This window comes from Kitasatospora sp. NPDC004531 (genome assembly GCF_053602195.1).
In genome coordinates this window covers 12,982-30,563 of sequence record NZ_JBSGDD010000066.1, presented here as the reverse complement: position 1 = coordinate 30,563, position 17,582 = coordinate 12,982, and the positions used below count along the sequence as shown (strand labels likewise).

The 17,582-nt window shown below is 75.0% G+C and carries 14 protein-coding genes; 6 read left to right on the top strand and 8 right to left on the bottom strand.

What is annotated here, in order from left to right:
* Nucleotides 1-311 precede the first annotated feature (311 nt).
* Nucleotides 312-1,319, top strand: a complete 1,008-nt coding sequence (locus ACWEMJ_RS23980) for a tetratricopeptide repeat protein (RefSeq protein WP_452139163.1) — start codon at nt 312-314, stop codon at nt 1,317-1,319.
* A 189-nt stretch (nt 1,320-1,508) separates the two neighbouring features.
* A complete protein-coding gene (locus tag ACWEMJ_RS23975) occupies nt 1,509-2,603 on the top strand; it encodes a WD40/YVTN/BNR-like repeat-containing protein (RefSeq protein WP_452139162.1) in 1,095 nt (364 codons plus the stop codon).
* Between the two features lie 9 nt (nt 2,604-2,612).
* Here the strand turns inward: ACWEMJ_RS23975 and ACWEMJ_RS23970 are convergent, their stop codons facing one another.
* On the bottom strand, nt 2,613-3,077 hold the full coding sequence (locus ACWEMJ_RS23970; protein WP_452139161.1) for a MarR family winged helix-turn-helix transcriptional regulator: 465 nt from the start codon (nt 3,075-3,077) through the stop codon (nt 2,613-2,615).
* Between the two features lie 95 nt (nt 3,078-3,172).
* On the opposite strand from ACWEMJ_RS23970, the gene ACWEMJ_RS23965 reads away from it, so the two are divergent.
* Nucleotides 3,173-3,955, top strand: coding sequence for a dioxygenase family protein (locus ACWEMJ_RS23965; protein ID WP_452139160.1), 783 nt, complete (start codon nt 3,173-3,175; stop codon nt 3,953-3,955).
* A gap of 59 nt (nt 3,956-4,014) precedes the next feature.
* On the top strand, nt 4,015-4,377 hold the full coding sequence (locus tag ACWEMJ_RS23960; RefSeq protein WP_452139159.1) for a hypothetical protein: 363 nt from the start codon (nt 4,015-4,017) through the stop codon (nt 4,375-4,377).
* On the opposite strand, the gene ACWEMJ_RS23955 is transcribed toward ACWEMJ_RS23960, so the two are convergent.
* Complete coding sequence (locus ACWEMJ_RS23955) at nt 4,371-5,012, bottom strand: NAD(P)-dependent oxidoreductase (protein WP_452139183.1); 642 nt, start codon at nt 5,010-5,012, stop codon at nt 4,371-4,373. The two genes, ACWEMJ_RS23960 and ACWEMJ_RS23955, sit on opposite strands and share 7 nt — an antisense overlap.
* A gap of 832 nt (nt 5,013-5,844) precedes the next feature.
* Between ACWEMJ_RS23955 and ACWEMJ_RS23950 the strand changes: the two genes are divergently transcribed.
* Nucleotides 5,845-6,621: a TIGR03084 family metal-binding protein gene (locus ACWEMJ_RS23950; protein WP_452139158.1), complete on the top strand. Its 777-nt coding sequence runs from the start codon at nt 5,845-5,847 to the stop codon at nt 6,619-6,621.
* Nucleotides 6,622-6,656: 35 nt separating this feature from the next.
* On the opposite strand, the gene ACWEMJ_RS23945 is transcribed toward ACWEMJ_RS23950, so the two are convergent.
* From ACWEMJ_RS23945 to ACWEMJ_RS23920, 6 genes are all read right to left on the bottom strand, one after another.
* Nucleotides 6,657-7,154, bottom strand: a complete 498-nt coding sequence (locus tag ACWEMJ_RS23945; RefSeq protein WP_452139157.1) for a hypothetical protein — start codon at nt 7,152-7,154, stop codon at nt 6,657-6,659.
* Between the two features lie 90 nt (nt 7,155-7,244).
* Entirely contained in the window at nt 7,245-10,448 is a 3,204-nt protein-coding gene (locus tag ACWEMJ_RS23940) for an error-prone DNA polymerase (RefSeq protein ID WP_452139156.1), read from the bottom strand.
* Nucleotides 10,449-10,531: 83 nt separating this feature from the next.
* Nucleotides 10,532-12,436: a DNA polymerase Y family protein gene (locus tag ACWEMJ_RS23935; RefSeq protein ID WP_452139155.1), complete on the bottom strand. Its 1,905-nt coding sequence runs from the start codon at nt 12,434-12,436 to the stop codon at nt 10,532-10,534.
* Between the two features lie 719 nt (nt 12,437-13,155).
* Nucleotides 13,156-13,830 (bottom strand): hypothetical protein, encoded by a 675-nt coding sequence (locus ACWEMJ_RS23930; RefSeq protein WP_452139154.1) that lies wholly within the window; start codon nt 13,828-13,830, stop codon nt 13,156-13,158.
* A 244-nt stretch (nt 13,831-14,074) separates the two neighbouring features.
* Nucleotides 14,075-15,169: a CU044_5270 family protein gene (locus tag ACWEMJ_RS23925; RefSeq protein ID WP_452139153.1), complete on the bottom strand. Its 1,095-nt coding sequence runs from the start codon at nt 15,167-15,169 to the stop codon at nt 14,075-14,077.
* Entirely contained in the window at nt 15,166-15,867 is a 702-nt protein-coding gene (locus ACWEMJ_RS23920; protein ID WP_452139152.1) for an RNA polymerase sigma factor, read from the bottom strand. Before ACWEMJ_RS23920 ends, ACWEMJ_RS23925 begins: the two co-directional genes overlap by 4 nt.
* Nucleotides 15,868-15,998: 131 nt before the next feature.
* Here ACWEMJ_RS23920 and ACWEMJ_RS23915 point away from each other — a divergent pair, with 131 nt between their 5' ends.
* A complete protein-coding gene (locus ACWEMJ_RS23915; protein ID WP_452139151.1) occupies nt 15,999-17,576 on the top strand; it encodes a serine protease in 1,578 nt (525 codons plus the stop codon).
* Nucleotides 17,577-17,582 lie beyond the last annotated feature (6 nt).

The window sequence follows — 17,582 nt, the reverse complement described above, 5'->3', positions numbered from 1 at the left end:
GGGAACCCGTGTCGGACGACGCCAAGGCGATCGGGGCGGCAATCAGGTCCGCGAGGACGAAGAAGGGCTGGTCGCAAGGCCGCCTGGGGAAGGAACTCGGCATTGCGGAGGGCAAGGGCGCGGCCGGGCCGCAGCGTGATCAGGTCTCCCGGTGGGAGCGCGGAGGCCGCGTCCCGAAGTACTGGATGCCGTTCCTGATCGACGTTCTGGATCTCCAACCGGCAGGTGCGGCAGGTGGATCGCCAATCGCCGAAGAGCATCCACGTCCTGGCGATACGGTGGCTTCAGTCCTCGCGCTGGGAAGGAACGACGTGGAACGACGGCAATTTCTCGCGGCCTCCAGCGGATACGCACTCGCAGCCCTCGGCCTGCCTGATCTCGACAGCATCACCCGGCGAACACGCCTCCAGGCCGGCGGCACCGTCCGCGTCGGCCGCGGCGAGGTCACCGCGATCCGGCAGATGACCCGGGCCCTCGGCGACGCCGCCGCCGAACTCGGCGGCGGCCACGCCCGGCACCTGGTCGTGCACTACCTCAACGCCGACGTCGACCGCTGGCTGAACGGCACCTGGACCGAGGCCGTCGGCCGCGAGCTGTACGCCGCTACCGCTCAACTCGTCCACCTCGCAGGGTGGATGGCCCAGGACGAAGGCAACCAGGGTCTCGCTCAGCAGTACTACGCGCACTCCTACAGCCTGGCCGCCGAAGCCCGCGACGCCGAACTCTCCGCCACCGCCCTGCGCGGCCTCGCCGTCCAGGCCATCGACCTCGGCCACCGCGCTGCCGCCGTCCGCCTCTCCGAAGCCTGCGTCGACGAGGCCAAGCACCTCGACGACCCCAAGGCCCTGGCGTATTACCAGGTCACCCTGTCCGACGCCGCCGCCCAGGACGGCGACCGCCGCACCGCAACCCACTACCTGGCCGCCTCCCAGACCAGCATCGAACGCTCCGCGCTGGAGCCCGGGGAGTCCTGGGCATCGCACTTCAGCATCGGACGGTGGGCCCACCACTCCGGCATGATCCTCGCCCGGCTCGGCGACTACGAGGCCGCCCAGGACCACCTGCACCACGCCCTCGACATCCACGGCCTCGACCGCCGCCGCAGCCGGGCGATCGTCCTCGCCGACCTCGGCACCGTCCGCCTTCGCCGGGACGACGTACACGGAGCCCTCGCCGCTTGGCACGAATTCCTGGAGTGCTCCGACGGAATCCGCTCCGTCAAGATCGAGGACGCGGTGCACGACATGCGTGCCCGACTGTCCCGACTCCCCGGAGTGGCCGGCGTCGCCGAGTTGGACGAACGCGCCTCAGCGCTTTGATGGTTCCGCCACCACCTGGCAACCCCTGGAAACCGGCCTGCCGTCCGGGAACCGGACCGGGTCGTGAGGGCGGGCCATCCATTCCACCGTGCACCCGCGGCGGGTCGCGGCGCGCTGCCGTGCGCGTGTCGGGGGCCCGGAGGAGACTGCTGCGGGACCGCGCACACCCCGAGTTCCGGATGGTTCACGATGAGCGACGTACGGGATGTCCTGCTGGCCGTCGGCACGCAGAAGGGCCTGTTCCTGGGCCGCAGTTCGGACCGCGGGCGGTGGGAGTTCACCGGGCCGCACTTCCAGATGAACGCGATCTACTCGGTGGGCATCGACCGCCGGGACGGGCGCGTCAGGGTGCTGGTGGGTGCGGACAGCAGCCACTGGGGCCCGTCCGTGCACCGCTCGGACGACCTCGGCGCCAGCTGGCAGGAGCCCGCGCGGCCCGCCGTGCGCTTCCCCGAGCGGACGGGCGCCTCGCTGGTGCGGGTGTGGCAGCTCCAGCCGGCCGGCCCGGAGGCGCCGGGCGTGGTGTACGCGGGCACCGAGCCGGCCGCGCTGTTCCGCTCCACCGACGGCGGCGAGTCCTTCGAGCTGGTCGACGCCCTGTGGGACCACCCGCAGCGCGAGCACTGGGGCGCGGGCTTCGGCGGCCAGGGCATGCACACCGTGCTCACCGACCCGCGCGACCCCGACGTGCTGACGGTGGCGGTCTCCTCCGGCGGCGTCTACCGCACCGAGGACGGCGGTCGCGGCTGGGAGCCGTCCAACACCGGCATCAGGGCGGACTTCCTGCCGGACCGGTTCCCCGAGTACGGCCAGTGCGTGCACAAGATCGCCCGGGACGCGGCCGACCCGGACCGCCTCTACCTGCAGAACCACGGCGGGGTGTACCGCAGCGACGACTCCGGCCGCACCTGGAAGTCGATCTCCGGCGACCTGCCCGCCGACTTCGGCTTCGGCGTGGCCGCCCACCCGCACACCTCGGGCACCGCGTACCTGTTCCCGCTGGACGCCGACTACGCCCGGCTGCCGGTGGACCGCCGCTGCCGGGTCTTCCGCACCACCGACGCGGGCGAGACCTGGCAGCCCCTGGAGACCGGCCTGCCGTCCGGCAACCACTACGGCGTCGTCCTGCGCGACGCCCTGTGCACCGACGACGCCGACCCGGCGGGCGTCTACTTCGGCAACCGCAACGGCGAGGTGTACGGCTCGCCCGACGGCGGCGAGAACTGGTCGCTGATCACCTCGCACCTGCCGGACGTGCTCTGCGTCCGCGCGGCGACGATCTGACGGCCGCGGTCAGGCGTCGGCGGCGCGCAGCCGGTCGGCCACCGTGCCGAGGCTGTCGGCCAGCGCGGCGAGCTGCTTCGGGGTGAGCACGTCGATCAGCGTCTCGCGGACGGCGGCGACGTGCCCCGGGGCGGCGGCCCGCAGCGCCTGCCAGCCCTGCTCGGTGAGCTCGGCGAACACCCCGCGCACGTCGCTGGGGCAGGAGCGGCGGCCGACCAGCCCCGCCTTCTCCAGCTGGGTGACCTGGTAGGTCAGGCCGCTCTTGGAGGTGACCAGCCGGTCGGCCAGGTCGGTCATCCGCAGCGAGCCCTCCGGGGCGGCGGACAGCTGCACCAGGATCTCGTACTGGGTGTGCGACAGCCCCGCGTCGTCCTTGAGCTGGCGCTCCAGGCGGCGGGCGACCAGGTTGGTGGCCTCGACGAATCCGCGCCAGGCGGCCATCTCGGTGTCGTCGAGCCAGCGGGGTTCGTCCATGCTCCGCATCCTACTCCGGTTGTTCAAATTTGAACTCAGGTGTACCGTCGAGGGCGTTGGGTTCAAATTTGAACGACTGCCAGGAGGACGGACCCATGAGCACCGCCGCGACCGAGCGCATGCCCGCTCTCTACCTCTCGCACGGCGCGCCCCCGCTCGCCGACGACCCGATCTGGCCCGGCCAGCTCGCCGCCTGGTCCGCCGACCTGCCCCGGCCCAAGGCGATCCTGATGGTCTCCGCGCACTGGGAGGAAGCCCCGCTGGCGATCGGCGCGGTGCGGACCATCCCGCTGGTGTACGACTTCTGGGGCTTCCCCGAGCACTACTACCAGGTCCGGTACGCCGCCCCCGGCGCGCCCGAACTCGCCGACTCCGTCCGCAAGTTGCTGCGCACCGCCGGCACCCCCGTGCAGGACGTACCGGACCGCGGCCTGGACCACGGCGCGTACGTCCCGCTGGTCGAGATGTACCCCGACGCGGACATCCCGGTCCTGCAGATCTCGCTGCCCACCCTCGACCCGCAGGCCCTGCTCGCCATCGGCCGCAAGCTCGCCCCGCTGCGCGACGAGGGCGTCCTGATCGTCGGCTCCGGCTTCTTCACCCACAACCTGCGCGCGCTCTCCCCCGACGGCCGGGTCACCTCCGTGATGGCCGAGTTCGACGACTGGGGCCGCCGCGCCCTCGAAGCCCACGACCTCGACGCCCTCCTCGACTTCGAGCACAAGGCCCCCGCCGGCCGCCTCGCCCACCCCCGCACCGAGCACTTCGCCCCGCTCTTCGTCACCCTCGGCGCCGCCGAACCCGACCTCGGCAACCAGCGCAGCGTCATCGACGGCTTCTGGATGGGCCTGGCCAAGCGCTCGATCCAACTCGGCTGACGGGCTCCGCTCCGCTACTGTTCGGGTCTCAATGACCGTACGGCCGTGGGGGGTTCGACGTGAGCGACGAGGGAAGGCCGTGGTGGCTCCGGGCGCGGGTCTGCCTGGCGCTGATCGTCGGGGGCTGGGCGAGCGCGATGTTCGCCCTCTTCCTCGACGAGGAGGTCGGCCGGGCGGTCGGCCGCCATCTGTTCGACCCGCGACCGCCGTTGGCGGCCTGCGCGCTGCTGCTGAACCTCGTCGGGCCCGCCTGGGCGGTGGTGCAGCTCCGCGCGGTGCTGCGCCGCAAGCGGCAGCCGGTGGGCATGGGGCACATGGTGCTGACGGCCGTACTGCCGGTGGCCGTACTGGGCGCGACGGCCGAGCTGCTGTTCCTGGGGACGGCGGTACTGCTCTCCGGCGGCGGAGGGCGATTTCAGTAGCCGCAGGTGAAGCGCTCACCGTGGTGGCGGGGCGACTCCAGCTCGTCCACCAGGGCGGTCGCGAAATCCGGCCGTGAGATGGTGGACAGGCCGTCCGGGGTGGCCACCAACTCGTCGCCCGCCGTCCGGTACTGGCCGGTGCGCTCGCCCGGCAGCAGGCTCTGCGGCGGGCTGAGCACCGTCCAGTCCAGGTCGCTGACGGTGCGCAGGTACTCCAGCGCGCGGCCGTGCGCCCGCATCACCTCCAGCTGGCGGGCGGTCACCGACGGCTCGTCCCACAGCCGCGAACCTCCCGGGACAGTGAGGCTCCCCGCGCTGCCGACCACCAGCAACCTCGGTGCGCCGTCGCCGAGTTGACGCAGCCCCGCGACCAGCGCGTGCGCGGCCGGCTCGATCAGCCGCCCCCGCCCCGGGCCGTCCCCGCCCCCCACCGCGCTCACCAGCGCCTCCGCCCCCGCCGCGACCCGCGCCACGTCCCCCGGATCCAGCACGTCGCCCCGCTCCACCCTGATCGCCAGCCCCTGGTACTCCTCCGGCCGCCGCACCACCGCCGTCACCAGATGCCCCCGCGCCATCGCCTCGGTCACCACACACCGACCGATCTCCCCGTTGGCCCCGACCACCACCACCCGCATCCCTGCCACCGCCCTCCCGCTCACCACCTGACGGTTCATCAGACCACGCCGCCCGCCGACCGCCCCGCAACGAAACCCGCTGCGCGGGGCAGGGGACGGGAGAACGAGAACCCGCTGCGCGGGCCAGGGGCGAAAGTACGAAAGGCCGCTGCGCGGGGCTGGGGTAGAAGTGCGAAAGGCCGCTGCGCGGGGCAGGGGCAGGAGGACGAAAGGCCGCTGCGCGGGGCAGGGGCAGGAGGACGAAAGGCCGCTGCACAGGCCAGAGGCAGGAGCACCAGAGCTCGCTGCGCGGCGCTGGGCAGGAGAACGAAAGGCCGCTGCACAGGCCAGGGGCACGAGAACCCGCTGCGCGGGCCAGGGGCCAGGAGCACAAGAACCCGCCGCGCGAGGCAGAGACAGGAACACCAGAGCTCGCTGCACGGCACTGGGCAGGAGAACGAAAAGCCGTTGCACGGGCCAGGGGCACAAGAACCCGCCGCGCGAGGCAGAGGCAGGAACACCAGAGCCCGCTGCGCGGCACTGGGCAGGAGAACGAAAGGCCGCTACGTGGGGCCGAGGCAGGAGCACCAGAGCTCGCTGCGCGGGGCAGGGGCCAGGGGGACAAGTGCCATCGCGTGGCAGGGGGCTCAACCGGGAACTGTGGCGCGGAGAACCACTGCACGCAGCCGCGAGGGTGCGTCTCTGCAGGCGAAGCTCGCTGCAGGCAGCCGGAGGCGCAGGTCTGGTGCGGGGATGGGGAGGGCCGCCGCGCGGGGTATGCCCCTGTGGGGCTGGGGCGGGGGCGGGTGGGGTAGGAGGGGGTGGTCGGGCGTGGTCGCGAGAGGGGTGGCGGGTGGACGGGCTGGTGGCGGACTTGTTGGCGGAGGGGGAGGAACTGGACTCCCTGGTCAGGGACTTGGACGCGGGCGGGCTGGCGGGCGAGACGCCGGCGGTCGGGTGGACGGTGGCGCATCAGGTCTCGCATCTGGCGTGGACGGACCGGTGGACGCTGCTCGCTGCGCGGGACCCGGAGGGGTTCGTCGCGGCGTTGGGGCGGGAGTTCGCGGACGGGCTCGCGGCGGTGGACCGGGGTGCGGCGGAGGGCTTCGGCGAGGAGCCGGCCGCGCTGCTGGGGCGCTGGCGGGCGGGCCGGGCGGAGGTGGCGCAGGTGTTGGCGGGGGTGCCGGCGGAGGTGCGGCTGCCGTGGTTCGGGCCGCCGATGAAGGCCCGTTCGATGCTGACGGCCCGGCTGATGGAGACCTGGGCGCACGGCCAGGACGTCGCGGACGCGCTCGGCGTGGACCGCGCGCCGACCGACCGCCTGCGGCACGTCGCCCACTTGGGCGTCCGTACCGTCGGCTTCGCGTTCGCCGCGCACGGGCTGCCCGCGCCCACCGCCCCGATCCGATTCGAACTCCTGTCGCCGTCAGCCGAGTTGTGGACGTGGGGCGCGGAGGACGCCGCCGACCGGGTGTCCGGCCCGGCGCTGGACTTCTGCCTGCTGGTCACCCAGCGCCGCCACCTCGACGACCTCGCCCTGACGGTCGTGGGCGACACGGCGAACGCCTGGCTCCCGCACGCCCAGGCGTTCGCGGGCCCGCCCGGCGGGGGCCGCAAGCCCCTGCGCTGAGCCCGGACCGTCGCCGACCGTCCCGCGCGCGCCGCTCAGCGGACTTCGTAGCAGGAAGGCTGGGTCGGTATCGACATGTAGTGGCCGGTGCCGCCGCTGACCGAGAGCGTCGCGACCTGGTGCGGGCCGCCGAGGCCGTAGCCGAGTTCGGTGATCCGCAGGCACAGGGCCAGGGTCTGTTCGCGGGTGGTCTCGGGCAGGACGGTGATCATGACGGCGTTCGTGCCGCCCTCGGAGACGTCCGGCGCGGGCGGCTGGTGGGCGTAGGAGCCGTCCAGCACGTGGGGCAGGCAGCGGATCTCGTCCGGCAGCGGCCCCGCCCAGGCTCCCATCCAGCTCTTGGTCGGGCTGGGCGCGGCACTGCACGCCGGCCCGGGCCCCACGGAAGCGGGCGCGGAGGCCGAGGCGGGCGCGGAGGCCGAGGCGGGCGCGGAGGCCGAGGCGGGCGCGGCCGCCCGGGGCTCGGCGGCGGTGCAGCCCACGGCGGCGACAGCGGTCGCGGCAAGGACGGCCGCAGCAGGGCGTCTGAACATGATCGTCTCCTCGGTCGGACACCACCGTACCGACCTCAGCAAGCGCTTTCCGCAGCCCTCCGGGAGGTGCCCGACCACTGTTTCGGTCCGTCAGATCCCCAGCCGCAGCGGCGAGATGCGGGTCGCGATCAGGTTGGTCGCGCCGTGGGTGCGTTCGACGGTGCCGTGGATGAGCAGACCGGCGCGTTCCAGGACGGTGCGGCGGTGGGCCTCCCAGACGGGGCGGTTGCAGATGACGTTGATCAGGCCGGTCTCGTCCTCCAGGCTGAGGAAGAGCACGCCGCCCGCGGTGGGCGGGCGTTGGCGGTGGGTGACCAGCGCGCCGACCAGGACGGGGGTGCCGGGCGGGACGTCCTGGAGGGCGGCGGCGGTGACGGCGCCGGCCCGGTGCAGGGCGTCCCGGAGGTGCTGGACGGGGTGGCTGGTGGCGGAGCTGCCGGTGGCCCACAGGTCGGCGATGGTCTCCTCGATCGGCGTCATCGCGGGCAGTGGCGGGGCGTCCGCGCCGGGGAGGGTGCCGGGCAGCGAGTCGGGGTCGGCGGCGGCGTACAGGCCGGCGGACCACAGGGCCCGGCGGCGGCTCAGCCCGAAGCAGGAGAACGCGCCGGCGGTGGCGAGGGCCTCCATGACCGGCTTGGGCAGGCCGGTGCGGCGGGCGAAGTCCTCCAGGTCGGCGTAGGGCCGGCCGGCCGCGATGGTCTCGGCCTGGGCCCGGCCCAGGCCGCGCACCGAGGTGAGGCCGAGCCGGATCGCGGCCTGCGGGGTTCCGGCGGTGTGGGGGTGCGGGTAGGACGGGTGGTGCCCGGGCTCCAGGGTGGGGCCGGGTTCGCTGACGGCGACGTCCACGCCGCGCACCCGCACGCCGTGCCGGCGGACGTCGGTGATCAGGCTGAGCGGGGAGTAGAAGCCCATCGGCTGGTTGGCGAGCAGCGCGCAGGTGAAGGCCGCCGGGTGGTGGTACTTGAGCCAGGCGCTGGCCCACACCAGGTAGGCGAAGCTGATCGCGTGCGACTCGGGGAAGCCGTAGTTGGAGAAGGCCTCGATCTTGGCGTAGACGTCCTCGGCGGTCTCCGGCGGGATGCCGCGTTCGGCCATGCCTTCCAGCAGCCGGGTGCGCAGCACGGCGACGCGTTCCAGGGAGCGTTTGGCGCCCATGGCCTGGCGCAGCCGGTCGGCCTCGTCGGGGGTGAATCCGGCGCAGTCGATGGCGAGTTGCATCATCTGTTCCTGGAACAGCGGGACGCCGAGGGTCTTGGCGAGGGCGCGTTCCATGGTGGGGTGCGGGATCTCGACGGGTTCGACGCCGTCGCGGCGGCGCAGGTAGGGGTGGACGGAGCCGCCCTGGATCGGGCCGGGGCGGATCAGCGCGACCTCGACCACCAGGTCGTAGAAGTGCCGGGGCTTGAGCCGGGGCAGGGTGGCCATCTGGGCGCGGGACTCGACCTGGAAGACGCCGACGGTGTCGGCCCGGCAGAGCATGTCGTAGACCTGGTCGTCGTGCTTGGGGATGGTGGCGAGGTCGAGCTTCTCGCCGTAGTGCTGTTCGATCAGGTCGCAGGCGTCGTGCAGGGCGGCGAGCATGCCGAGGCCGAGCAGGTCGATCTTGACGAGTCCGGCACCGGCGGTGGAGTCCTTGTCCCACTGCAGGACGGAGCGGCCGGGCATCCGGGCCCATTCGGTGGGGCAGATCTCGCCGACGGGTTCCCGGGTGAGCACCATGCCGCCCGAGTGGATGCCCAAGTGGCGTGGCAGGCCGTGGAGTTGGTTGCCGAGTTCGAGGACGTCGGCGGGGATGACGGCGTCGTCCTGGACGGTGCCGCGGAACTCGACCTGCCGGGTGAAGGCGTCCACCTGCTCGGACGGGTAGCCGAGCGCCCGGGCGGCGTCGCGCAGCGCGAGCCGGGGGCGGTAGGTGATGACGTTGGCGACCTGGGCGGCGTGGGCGCGGCCGTAGCGCCCGTACACGTACTGGATGACCTCCTCGCGGCGGCGGTTCTCGATGTCGAGGTCGATGTCGGGCGGCCCGTCGCGGGCCACGCTGAGGAAGCGTTCGAACAGCAGGCCGTAGTGGACGGGGTCGACGGCGGTGATGCCGAGGGCGTAGCAGACCGCGGAGTTGGCGGCGGAGCCGCGGCCCTGGCACCAGATGTCCTCGCGGCGGCAGAACTCGACGATGTCGTGGACGATCAGGAAGTATCCGGCGAGGTCGCGGGTCTCGATCACGTCGAGTTCGCGGGCGAGTTGGCGGCGGGCCCGGTCGTTGCCGGGGCCGAAGCGCAGCGGTCCGGCCTCGGCGACCAGGTCGCGCAGGTGGCTGCTCTCGGTGCGGCCGTCGGGGACGGGGTAGCCGGGCAGTTGCGGGTCGAGGGTGGCGAAGTCGAAGGCGCAGGCCCGGGCGAGGTCGACGGTGGCCTGCTGGACGCCGGGGAACCTGCGCAGCCGGCCCGCCATCTCGCGGCCGGAGCGCAGGTGCGCGGTGCCGGCGGCCATGGTGTACGGCGCGGCCTGTTCCAGGGTGCGGCGTTCGTGCAGGGCGGCCAGGGTCTGGGCGAGCCGGCCCTGGGCGGGCGCGGCGTGGTGGACGTTGTTGGTGGCGACCAGCGGCAGCGCGGTGCGGGCGGCGAGCGCGGCGAGCCGGTCGTTGCGCAGGTCGTCGCCGGGCAGCCGGTGGTCGGTCAGCTCCACGTACACGTTGTCTGGGCCGAACGCCTCGGCGAGGGAACGGAGTTGCTGCTCGGCGGCGTCGTCGCCGGCGGTCTCCAGGGCGTGCCGGACCCGGCCCCGGCGGCAGCCGGAGAGCACCGCCCAGTGGCCGTGGTGGGCGTCGGCGAGTTCCTCGAACGCGTAGCGCGGGTTGTTCTTGGCGCCGCCGCGCAGTTGGGCGGCGCTGATCGCGGCGGACAGCCGCCGGTAGCCCTCCGGGTCGCGGGCCAGCACCAGCAGGTGGTCGTCCGGGCCGACGGTGAGCTCGGCGCCGAACACCGTGCGGATGCCGGTGCCCTTGGCGGCCTCGGCCAGCCGGACCGCCCCGTAGAACCCGTCGTGGTCGGTGATCGCCATCGCCTCGATGCCCAACGCGGCCGCCTCGTCGAGGAGTTGCTCGGGGTCGCTGGCGCCGTCGAGGAAGCTGAACGCCGAGTGGACGTGCAGTTCGGCCCACGGGACGGTGTCCTTCGGCGGCGCGGGCCGGGGGCGTTCGGGCTGCTCGGGGGCAGGGGGCGCCGCCGGGCGGGCGCCGGACATCCGGCGCTGCAGCTCCGTCCAGGGGAGCGAGGGGTGGCTGGTGAATCCCATCGCGGGTGGTGCTCCGGTCTCGGGGTGGCTGGGTCTCGCTGCTCCCCCCGGGGCAACGCCTTCTGATGCATCGTCAACTTCGGTCAGTCATAGGCTCCTTCGACGTACCACCGGCCTCCCTCGACGGTGAGCAGCAGTGCCCGGCCGCCCTCCACCGCGACCTGGAACCTGGCCCGGCGGCGGGCGGTGCGCGGGTCCCACCAGCGTTCGACGGCGGGCCACGGGCCGGTCCAGCCGAGCACCTTGAGGGTGCGGCCGTGCAGTTCGACCCGGTCCGGCGGGGCGGACACCTCGGCCCGGCCGTCCACCGCGACGGGCTGCCCCTCGCGGTCCAGCACCAGCACCGGCACCGGGTCCGGCGGCACCACGGACGGCGACGGGTCGGTGAGCCGGCCGGGCCAGGGGGCGTCCGGCTCCCGGTTCTCGCGCGGCGCGGCGTTCTCGCGCAGCGCGGCCTCGTCCCACGGCAGCCGCGCCTGCTGCTCGCCGGGGGCCCGGCCGCCCTCGGGCGCGCCGCGCCGCAGCCCCGCGTAGCCCAGCAGCGACTGCACCCGGGCCACCGCCCGCTCCACCCGGTCCTCGGCGACGGCCTCGCCCCACAGCGCCAACTGCCGTCCCCGGTCCGGGAACAGGCCGTCCGGGACGAGGCGCAGCGCGGTGAACGCGCCGTCCGCGTCGGTGAACGTGCCGGTGGACTGCCAGGCGTTCAACTGCCAGCGGATCCGCTCGGCGAGCGCGGCGGCCGTCAGCCGCCCCTCGTGCTGCCACAGCCGGGAGACGGTGCGGCCGCCCTCGCAGGACACCTCGACCGCCACCCGCTGGCAGGCCAGCCCGACCTCGGCCAGCCGGGTGTGCAGGCGCTCGGCGAGGGTGCGGCCGACGAACACCAGCGGCTCCGCCAACTCCTCGGGCGGGTCGAAGAGTTGCTCGACGCCGAGGTCGAGGCCCTGGTCCTTGGGGGCCAGCGGGCGGGGGTCCAGTCCGCGGGCCTGCCGGTGTGCGGCGCTCCCGGTCGGGCCGAACCGGTTCGCCACCACGTCCGCCGCCAGCTCCGCGAACGCCCCCACCGTCTCCACGCCCAGCCGGTGCAGCAGCTCCGCCAGCTCCGGCTCGCCCAGCGTGGACACCGGGTACGGCGCGAGGAACTCCGGGGTCCGCCCGGCCGGCACCAGCAGCTCCGCGCGGGCCGCCAGCACGGCGGCGAACAGGCCGTCGGCGACTCCGAGCAGGCCGCGCGGGGGCGGCGCGAGGGGTTCCGGCTCCGGGGCCGGTGGCGCCAGCTGCGGCTCGGGCTCGGGCTCGGGTTCGGGCTCGGCGGCCTCGGGGGGTTCCGGGTTCGCCACGGCGGCGAGCGGGGCGGCGCCGGACGGCGGGGCGGGCTCGGCGGAGCCGCCGTCGATCACGGTCAGCGGGGGGCGCGCGGCGGCCTCCGGCCCGGTGGGCGCCTCGTCGAACACCTCCTCCACCCAGGCCGCCGTCCCGGTCGCGTCGGCGGGCCGCTCCTCCTGCGGCTCGGCGACCGGACGGGTCGCGGCCAGGGCGGCGGCGACCGCGTCCCGGATCCCGGCCGTGAGCGCCTCCTCGCCGCCGAAGTACCGGGCCGGGCCCTTCACCGGAATCGCGCACAGCCCGGGCCGGAGCACCTCCACCCGCGGCGTGAACGCCTCCACCGCCGCGACCACCGGCTCGAACCGGCGCGCCTCCGCCTCCTCGTCCCGGTCGCGCAGCCGCAGCTCCGGGCAGAACCGCTGCGCCAGCCGCAACGGCTGCCCGCGCCGCACCCCCGCCGCCCGCGCCGCGTCCGAGGACGCCAGCACCCGGCCGCCCTCCACCACCGCCACCGGCCCCGCGTCCCCGCCCGCCGGCGCGGTCGCCACCAGCGGCCAGTCCGGACACCACACCACCAGCACCCGCTGCCCCGCCGGCCCCCACCCCGCCTCCCCCGCCTTCGAGGTACCCCACAGCGGCCCGCCGCCGGCACGGCTCACGGACTGCTTACGAACGGGATTGGGGTGCTTCATGACCGGCCACTCGGAAGAACTCGACGGAACGGAAGAACGGGACCGACAGACGCCCGGACGCACCCCCACGACCGGCCGCGACGCCGCAACGCCCCGAAACGGCCCCCACCCCCGCGCCCGAACCACCCCCGCAACGCGGCAGGTGCGGGACCGCCACCGCCGAGAAGCCGGGCGAAGCCGAAAGGCCGAGCGGAGCCGGGAAGCCGGGCAGCGCCGAAACCCGCGAGCAACGACCGGCCGCCGCAGTGACCACCGCCGACCCGGCCGGGCGGCGCCGCAGGCGGGGTCCCGCCGCGCCCGAGGCGGCACCCGGCAGCACGTACGACCGCAGAGCGGGGCGGTGCACGCCGCCGACCCGTTCGAACAACTCCGCAGGCACTCGGCCTGCCCGCCCCCGGCACCGGCAGTCCCGGGCCTCCGGAGCAGAACGGCCATCGCGCCATGGACGAAGGGCCTCAGCCACCGAGAAGCCCGGCAGAGCCGGAACGCACGGCCGAATCGGTACCCGTCGCCGACCCGTTCGAACAACCCCATCCGGCCCACCTGCCCCCGGCACCCGCGAGCCCGGGTCACCGCCAAGGCCCGGCAGCCACTGCGCCGAGCGGAGCCGAGGGCGGCAGCCCGGTGCGGCAGGCATCGCCGCCGGCGCGTTCGAACAGCGCCGCTTCGAAAGGGGGAGTCGCATCTCAGACCGCCTCCAGGGCCGGCCGGGCGAGCGGCGTCTCGGCGGGGGCGAGGGCGCGGACGGCGCCCTGCGCGTCGGGAAGCCAGAGGCGGGCGGTGCGGGGGCGGGTCGCGGTGCCCCGGCCCTCGGCGACGGCTTCGACCTGGCGGCCGGTGAGCTGCCCGTGGCCGTCGCCGAGGCCGAACCAGCGGCCGGTGCGGATGCTGAGCCGCTGGACGGCGCCCGGCCAGGGGCCGGCGACCAGCAGGGCGCAGCGGTTGCGGCGCAGGACGGCGGTGAGGCGGGCGGCGAGCGCGGGTGCGACCGGCCCGGTGGGGCGCAGCAGGATCAGGCCGACGGCGCCAGCCAGGGCGGCGACCACGTCGGGCCAGTGCGTTCCGGGGTGGTCGGCGAGCAGCAGGCGGCGCAGGTCGTAGCCGTATCCGGCGGCGGCGGACAGTCCGAGTTCGGGGAGTCCGACGGCGGCGGCCCAGGCGGCGTCGCCGGCCTTCTCGGTGAAGGCCCCGGCCCCGAGGGCGAGCAGCAGTCCGGTGTCGCCGGCGACGGAGACGGCGGTGCCGGGGCGCAGCCCGCCGCCGGGCAGCAGCGGGGCGAGTGCGGGCAGGACGGGCAGCAGCTCGGGTTCGGCGACGGCGGGCGGCGCGCCCTGGGGGGCAGTACCGGGCCGCAGCGGCACGACGACCGTTCGATCGCGTTCAAGCGTTCGAACATCGCCGCCCGTCCGAGTGGTGGCAAATCGGGCGGAAACGCCCGTCCCGGACGGGTCGATCGAGGCTGGTTCGAACATGTGCACGACTCCAGCATCGAACACTCGTTCGCAAATATTCAAGTCCGAGAATCTGACTGAGCTGCAGAAACGCCGGCCGGGAGCCGGGCGGGTCGAGGACGGCGCGGCACCGGTCGGTCGGCTGCCGCCCGCATCACCGTCCCGTTGTGGGGAGTTGGCCGACGCGGTCGACGGCGGCCTTCGCGAGGACCGCCGAGGTGCCGACCACCGTCCCGGCCGGCCCTGCCTCGCCGGCCTCGGCGAGGACCGTGCGCTCGCCGAGGAACGCGTACGTGGTCCGGTCGAAGATCCACTGGGTCTGCTGCCCGTGCGCCGTGCGCGCCACGGCGACGCCTTCGCGTCCGGCGGCGTCGACGGCCGACGCGACCTCCGTGACCCCCGGAATCCGACCGGCGGCCCGGTACAGCGCGGCGCTGACCTGCGGCGGAGCCCAGGTCTCGGCCAGCAGGTCGCCGATCGCCGTGAACGCCCGCTGGTCCGGGTCCTGGCCCCCGCCGCGGGTCTGCTCCCTGATCAGCGCCAGCAGCGCGTCCGGGTCGGTGGGCAGCGAGGCGACGTACGCGGTGGTCGGGTCGCCGATCGACGGACCGCTCCCCCGCGGGGTGTCGGGCCCGGCGCCCGCCCCCGGCCGGTCGAGGTGGACGACCGGCCCGCTCTCGCCGAGCCGGGAGTCGGACCCGCCCTCCTCGCGCAGCAGACCGGGGCGGCTGCCGTCGACGGACAGCCACACCTGCCGGGTGTGCACGGGAGCCATCGCCACCGGACCGCCCCCCGAACTCTGGGCCGCGTAGGCCACCCTGCTCTCGACGTAGACGAACTGGTCGGCACGGACCGGCGCCCGCTCCGCCCCGGCGGCGGCCAGCGCGATGTCGTCGAGCAGCCGCACCGCACCGGAGGCGCCGGCGGCGCCGCCCCCGGCCACCGCCGCGCGGTCGTGCCCGGCCGAACCCCCGGGGTCCACCGTCACGACGCCGACGACCGCGAGGGCACAGACGAGCGCCGGCACCGCGAACCGCACCGGACGCCGGCGCCGACCCGGACGCCCGACGGCGCCGCCCCGCGGCCCGCCGGACGCGGCGGCCCTGCGCAGCACCTCCCGTCTCAGCAGCAGCCGGCGGTCCGCGTCCAGGCCGGGCACCGCCGGCGGAGGCAGCAGCTCGGCGAGCTCGCGGCGCTCGTCCTGCGCGGAGGACGGGCGCTGCGTCTCGCGCCGTGGGGTGGCGTTCATCGTGTGGGGCTCTCCTGGATCGGGTGGATCGACGGCCGGAGCGCGGGGATGCGGCCCGGCACGGGCAGGGCGGTGACGACGGGAGGGGTCCGCCGCTGCGCCGCGGTGTGCCGGTGCCGCGTCGACGGGACGCGGGCCCCGGCCCTGGCTTCGGCCTTGGCCCGGGCCCTGGCCTCCGCCTCGGTGAGTTCACGCAGCCGGGCCCGGGCCCGGGAGAGCCGCGAGCGGACCGTGCCGACCGGCGTGCCGAGCGCCTCGGCCGCGCTCGCGTAGTCCAGCCCGGCCCACACCACGAGGGTGAAGACCTCCCGGTCGCGGCGGCGCAGCCGGGCGAGCGCGCGGTGCGCGGCACGCAGCTGCTCGACGTCCGCGAGGTGCGCGACCAGGTCGTCGGCGAAGTCCGGGACCGAGCCGCGTTCCGGGAGCCGGGCGAGCGCGATGTCACGGCGCCGGCGGGCCCGGGCGGTGCGGCGCATGATGTTGGTCGCGATCCCCAGCAGCCACGGGCGCAGCCCGTCGCCGTCGGGGTGCAGCCCCTCCCGGCCCCGCCAGGCCTCCAGGAAGGTCGTCGAGACGACGTCCTCGGCCTCCGCCCAGTCGCCCGTCACGCGGAGGGCGTAGCGGTACAGCACCTGGGCGTGCTCGTCGTACAGCTCGCCCAGGGCGTCGGGGTCGCCGCGGCGAAGACGCGTTCTCATGAGTGCTTCCACGCACTGCCCTGCCCGGTCCGCCGCCCGGGTTCCGGTGACCTGTGTCACAGCTCCCCCGAGCCGCTCCGGATGTGGTCCGGCTCACAGGAACTCCGGAGCCGGACCGAGCAGTACGAAGCATGACCACTACCCGTTCCGTCCCCCGCCGCAGCGCCCTGCGGGCCCTGGCCGTCGCCGTCGCCCTGGTCGGCGCCTCGACCCCCGCCTTCGGCAGCGCGGCCCACGCCGCGGAGCCGCAGACGTACACCCTCACCATCAAGCACCTCGACCGGGCCGGCCAACCGGCCGCGAAGTACCGCACCCACCTCGCCGGGGTCTTCCAGGACGGCGGCGAGGAGTTCCTCGAACAGCAGGACGCCTCCGGCGTCACCACCGTCCGGCTGCCCAAGGGCCGCTACCTGCTGGACAGCACCCTGAGTTCGACCCAGGGGGCGGACGGCACGATCGGGACGGACTGGATCGTCCAGCCGCGCCTCGACCTCGACCGGGACACCACCGTCACCGTCGACGCGCGGACCACCGTCCCCGTCGACATCCGCCCCCCGGACGGCTCCGCGGCCTTCCTGTACGGCTCCACGTTCGTCGAGGTCACGCACGACGGCGTCACCAGGAGCGGCAACGTCTTCCACGGCTCGCCGAACCTGCGCGTCGCCCACCTGGGGCCCGAGGCCGAGACCGGCACGCTGAAGCAGTGGATCGACGCCAACTGGAAGACCGACACCGTCACCTACGCCCTCGGCCAGACCCGCACCGGCACCCGCGCGCTGACCGGACTCACCCGGCACTACACCCCGCAGGACCTGGCCACCCTCAACATCCGCAGCGCCGTCGGACCCGGCGGCACGGGCAGCACCCACTTCAGCCTCCTGCCGTCCGACGGCACGACCCTCGGCGTCTCCCGAACCCTGCCGGCGCCCGGCGCCGCCACCTTCCTCGTCGCCCCCGAACGCGGCGCCTGGGACATCCTCTTCACCGTCCCCCGCGCCGACGGCACCCCGCCCAACACCTACACCGCCGACCGCATCCCCGTCCGGGCCGGGGCCACGATCACCCAGACCTTCGACGGCCCGGTCTTCGGCCCCGCGCTCACCGACCGCCCCGCCGTCTCGCGCGACGGCGACCGGATCACCGCGAACGTCCCGCTGCTCGCCGACGGCGACGGCCACGCGCCGTGGAGCCCGTCGTTCGACACCGCGTACACGTCGCTGTACCGCGACGGCGTGCTGGTCGGCGCCGCGTCCGACGCACCCGGACGCGGCGAGTTCACCGTGCCCCCGGGCAAGGCCTCCTACCGCCTGGCCACCACGGTGACCCGCAAGGCCGCGGCCGGCGCGACCACCCGCGTGAACGCGCTCTGGACCTTCGCCTCGGCCACCACGGCCGGGCCGACCGCGCTCCCGATCAGCGTCGTGCGGTTCTCCCCCGAGCTCGGCGCGACCGGCACCGCCGCGGGCGGCAGCGCGCTGCGGATCCCGGTCACCGTGCAGGGGGCCGCCGCGGACGGGCGCACCCGCTCGCTGACCGTCTCGGCCTCCACCGACGGCGGCGCCTCGTGGACCCGCCTCCCGCTCGAAGCGGGCGCGGTGACGGTCCAGAACCCGCCGGCCGGCAACGGTGTCTCCCTGCGCGCCGAGCTGACCGACGCCGACGGCAACACCCTCGACCAGACCGTCACCGACGCCTACCGCACCCGGTGACCCCGT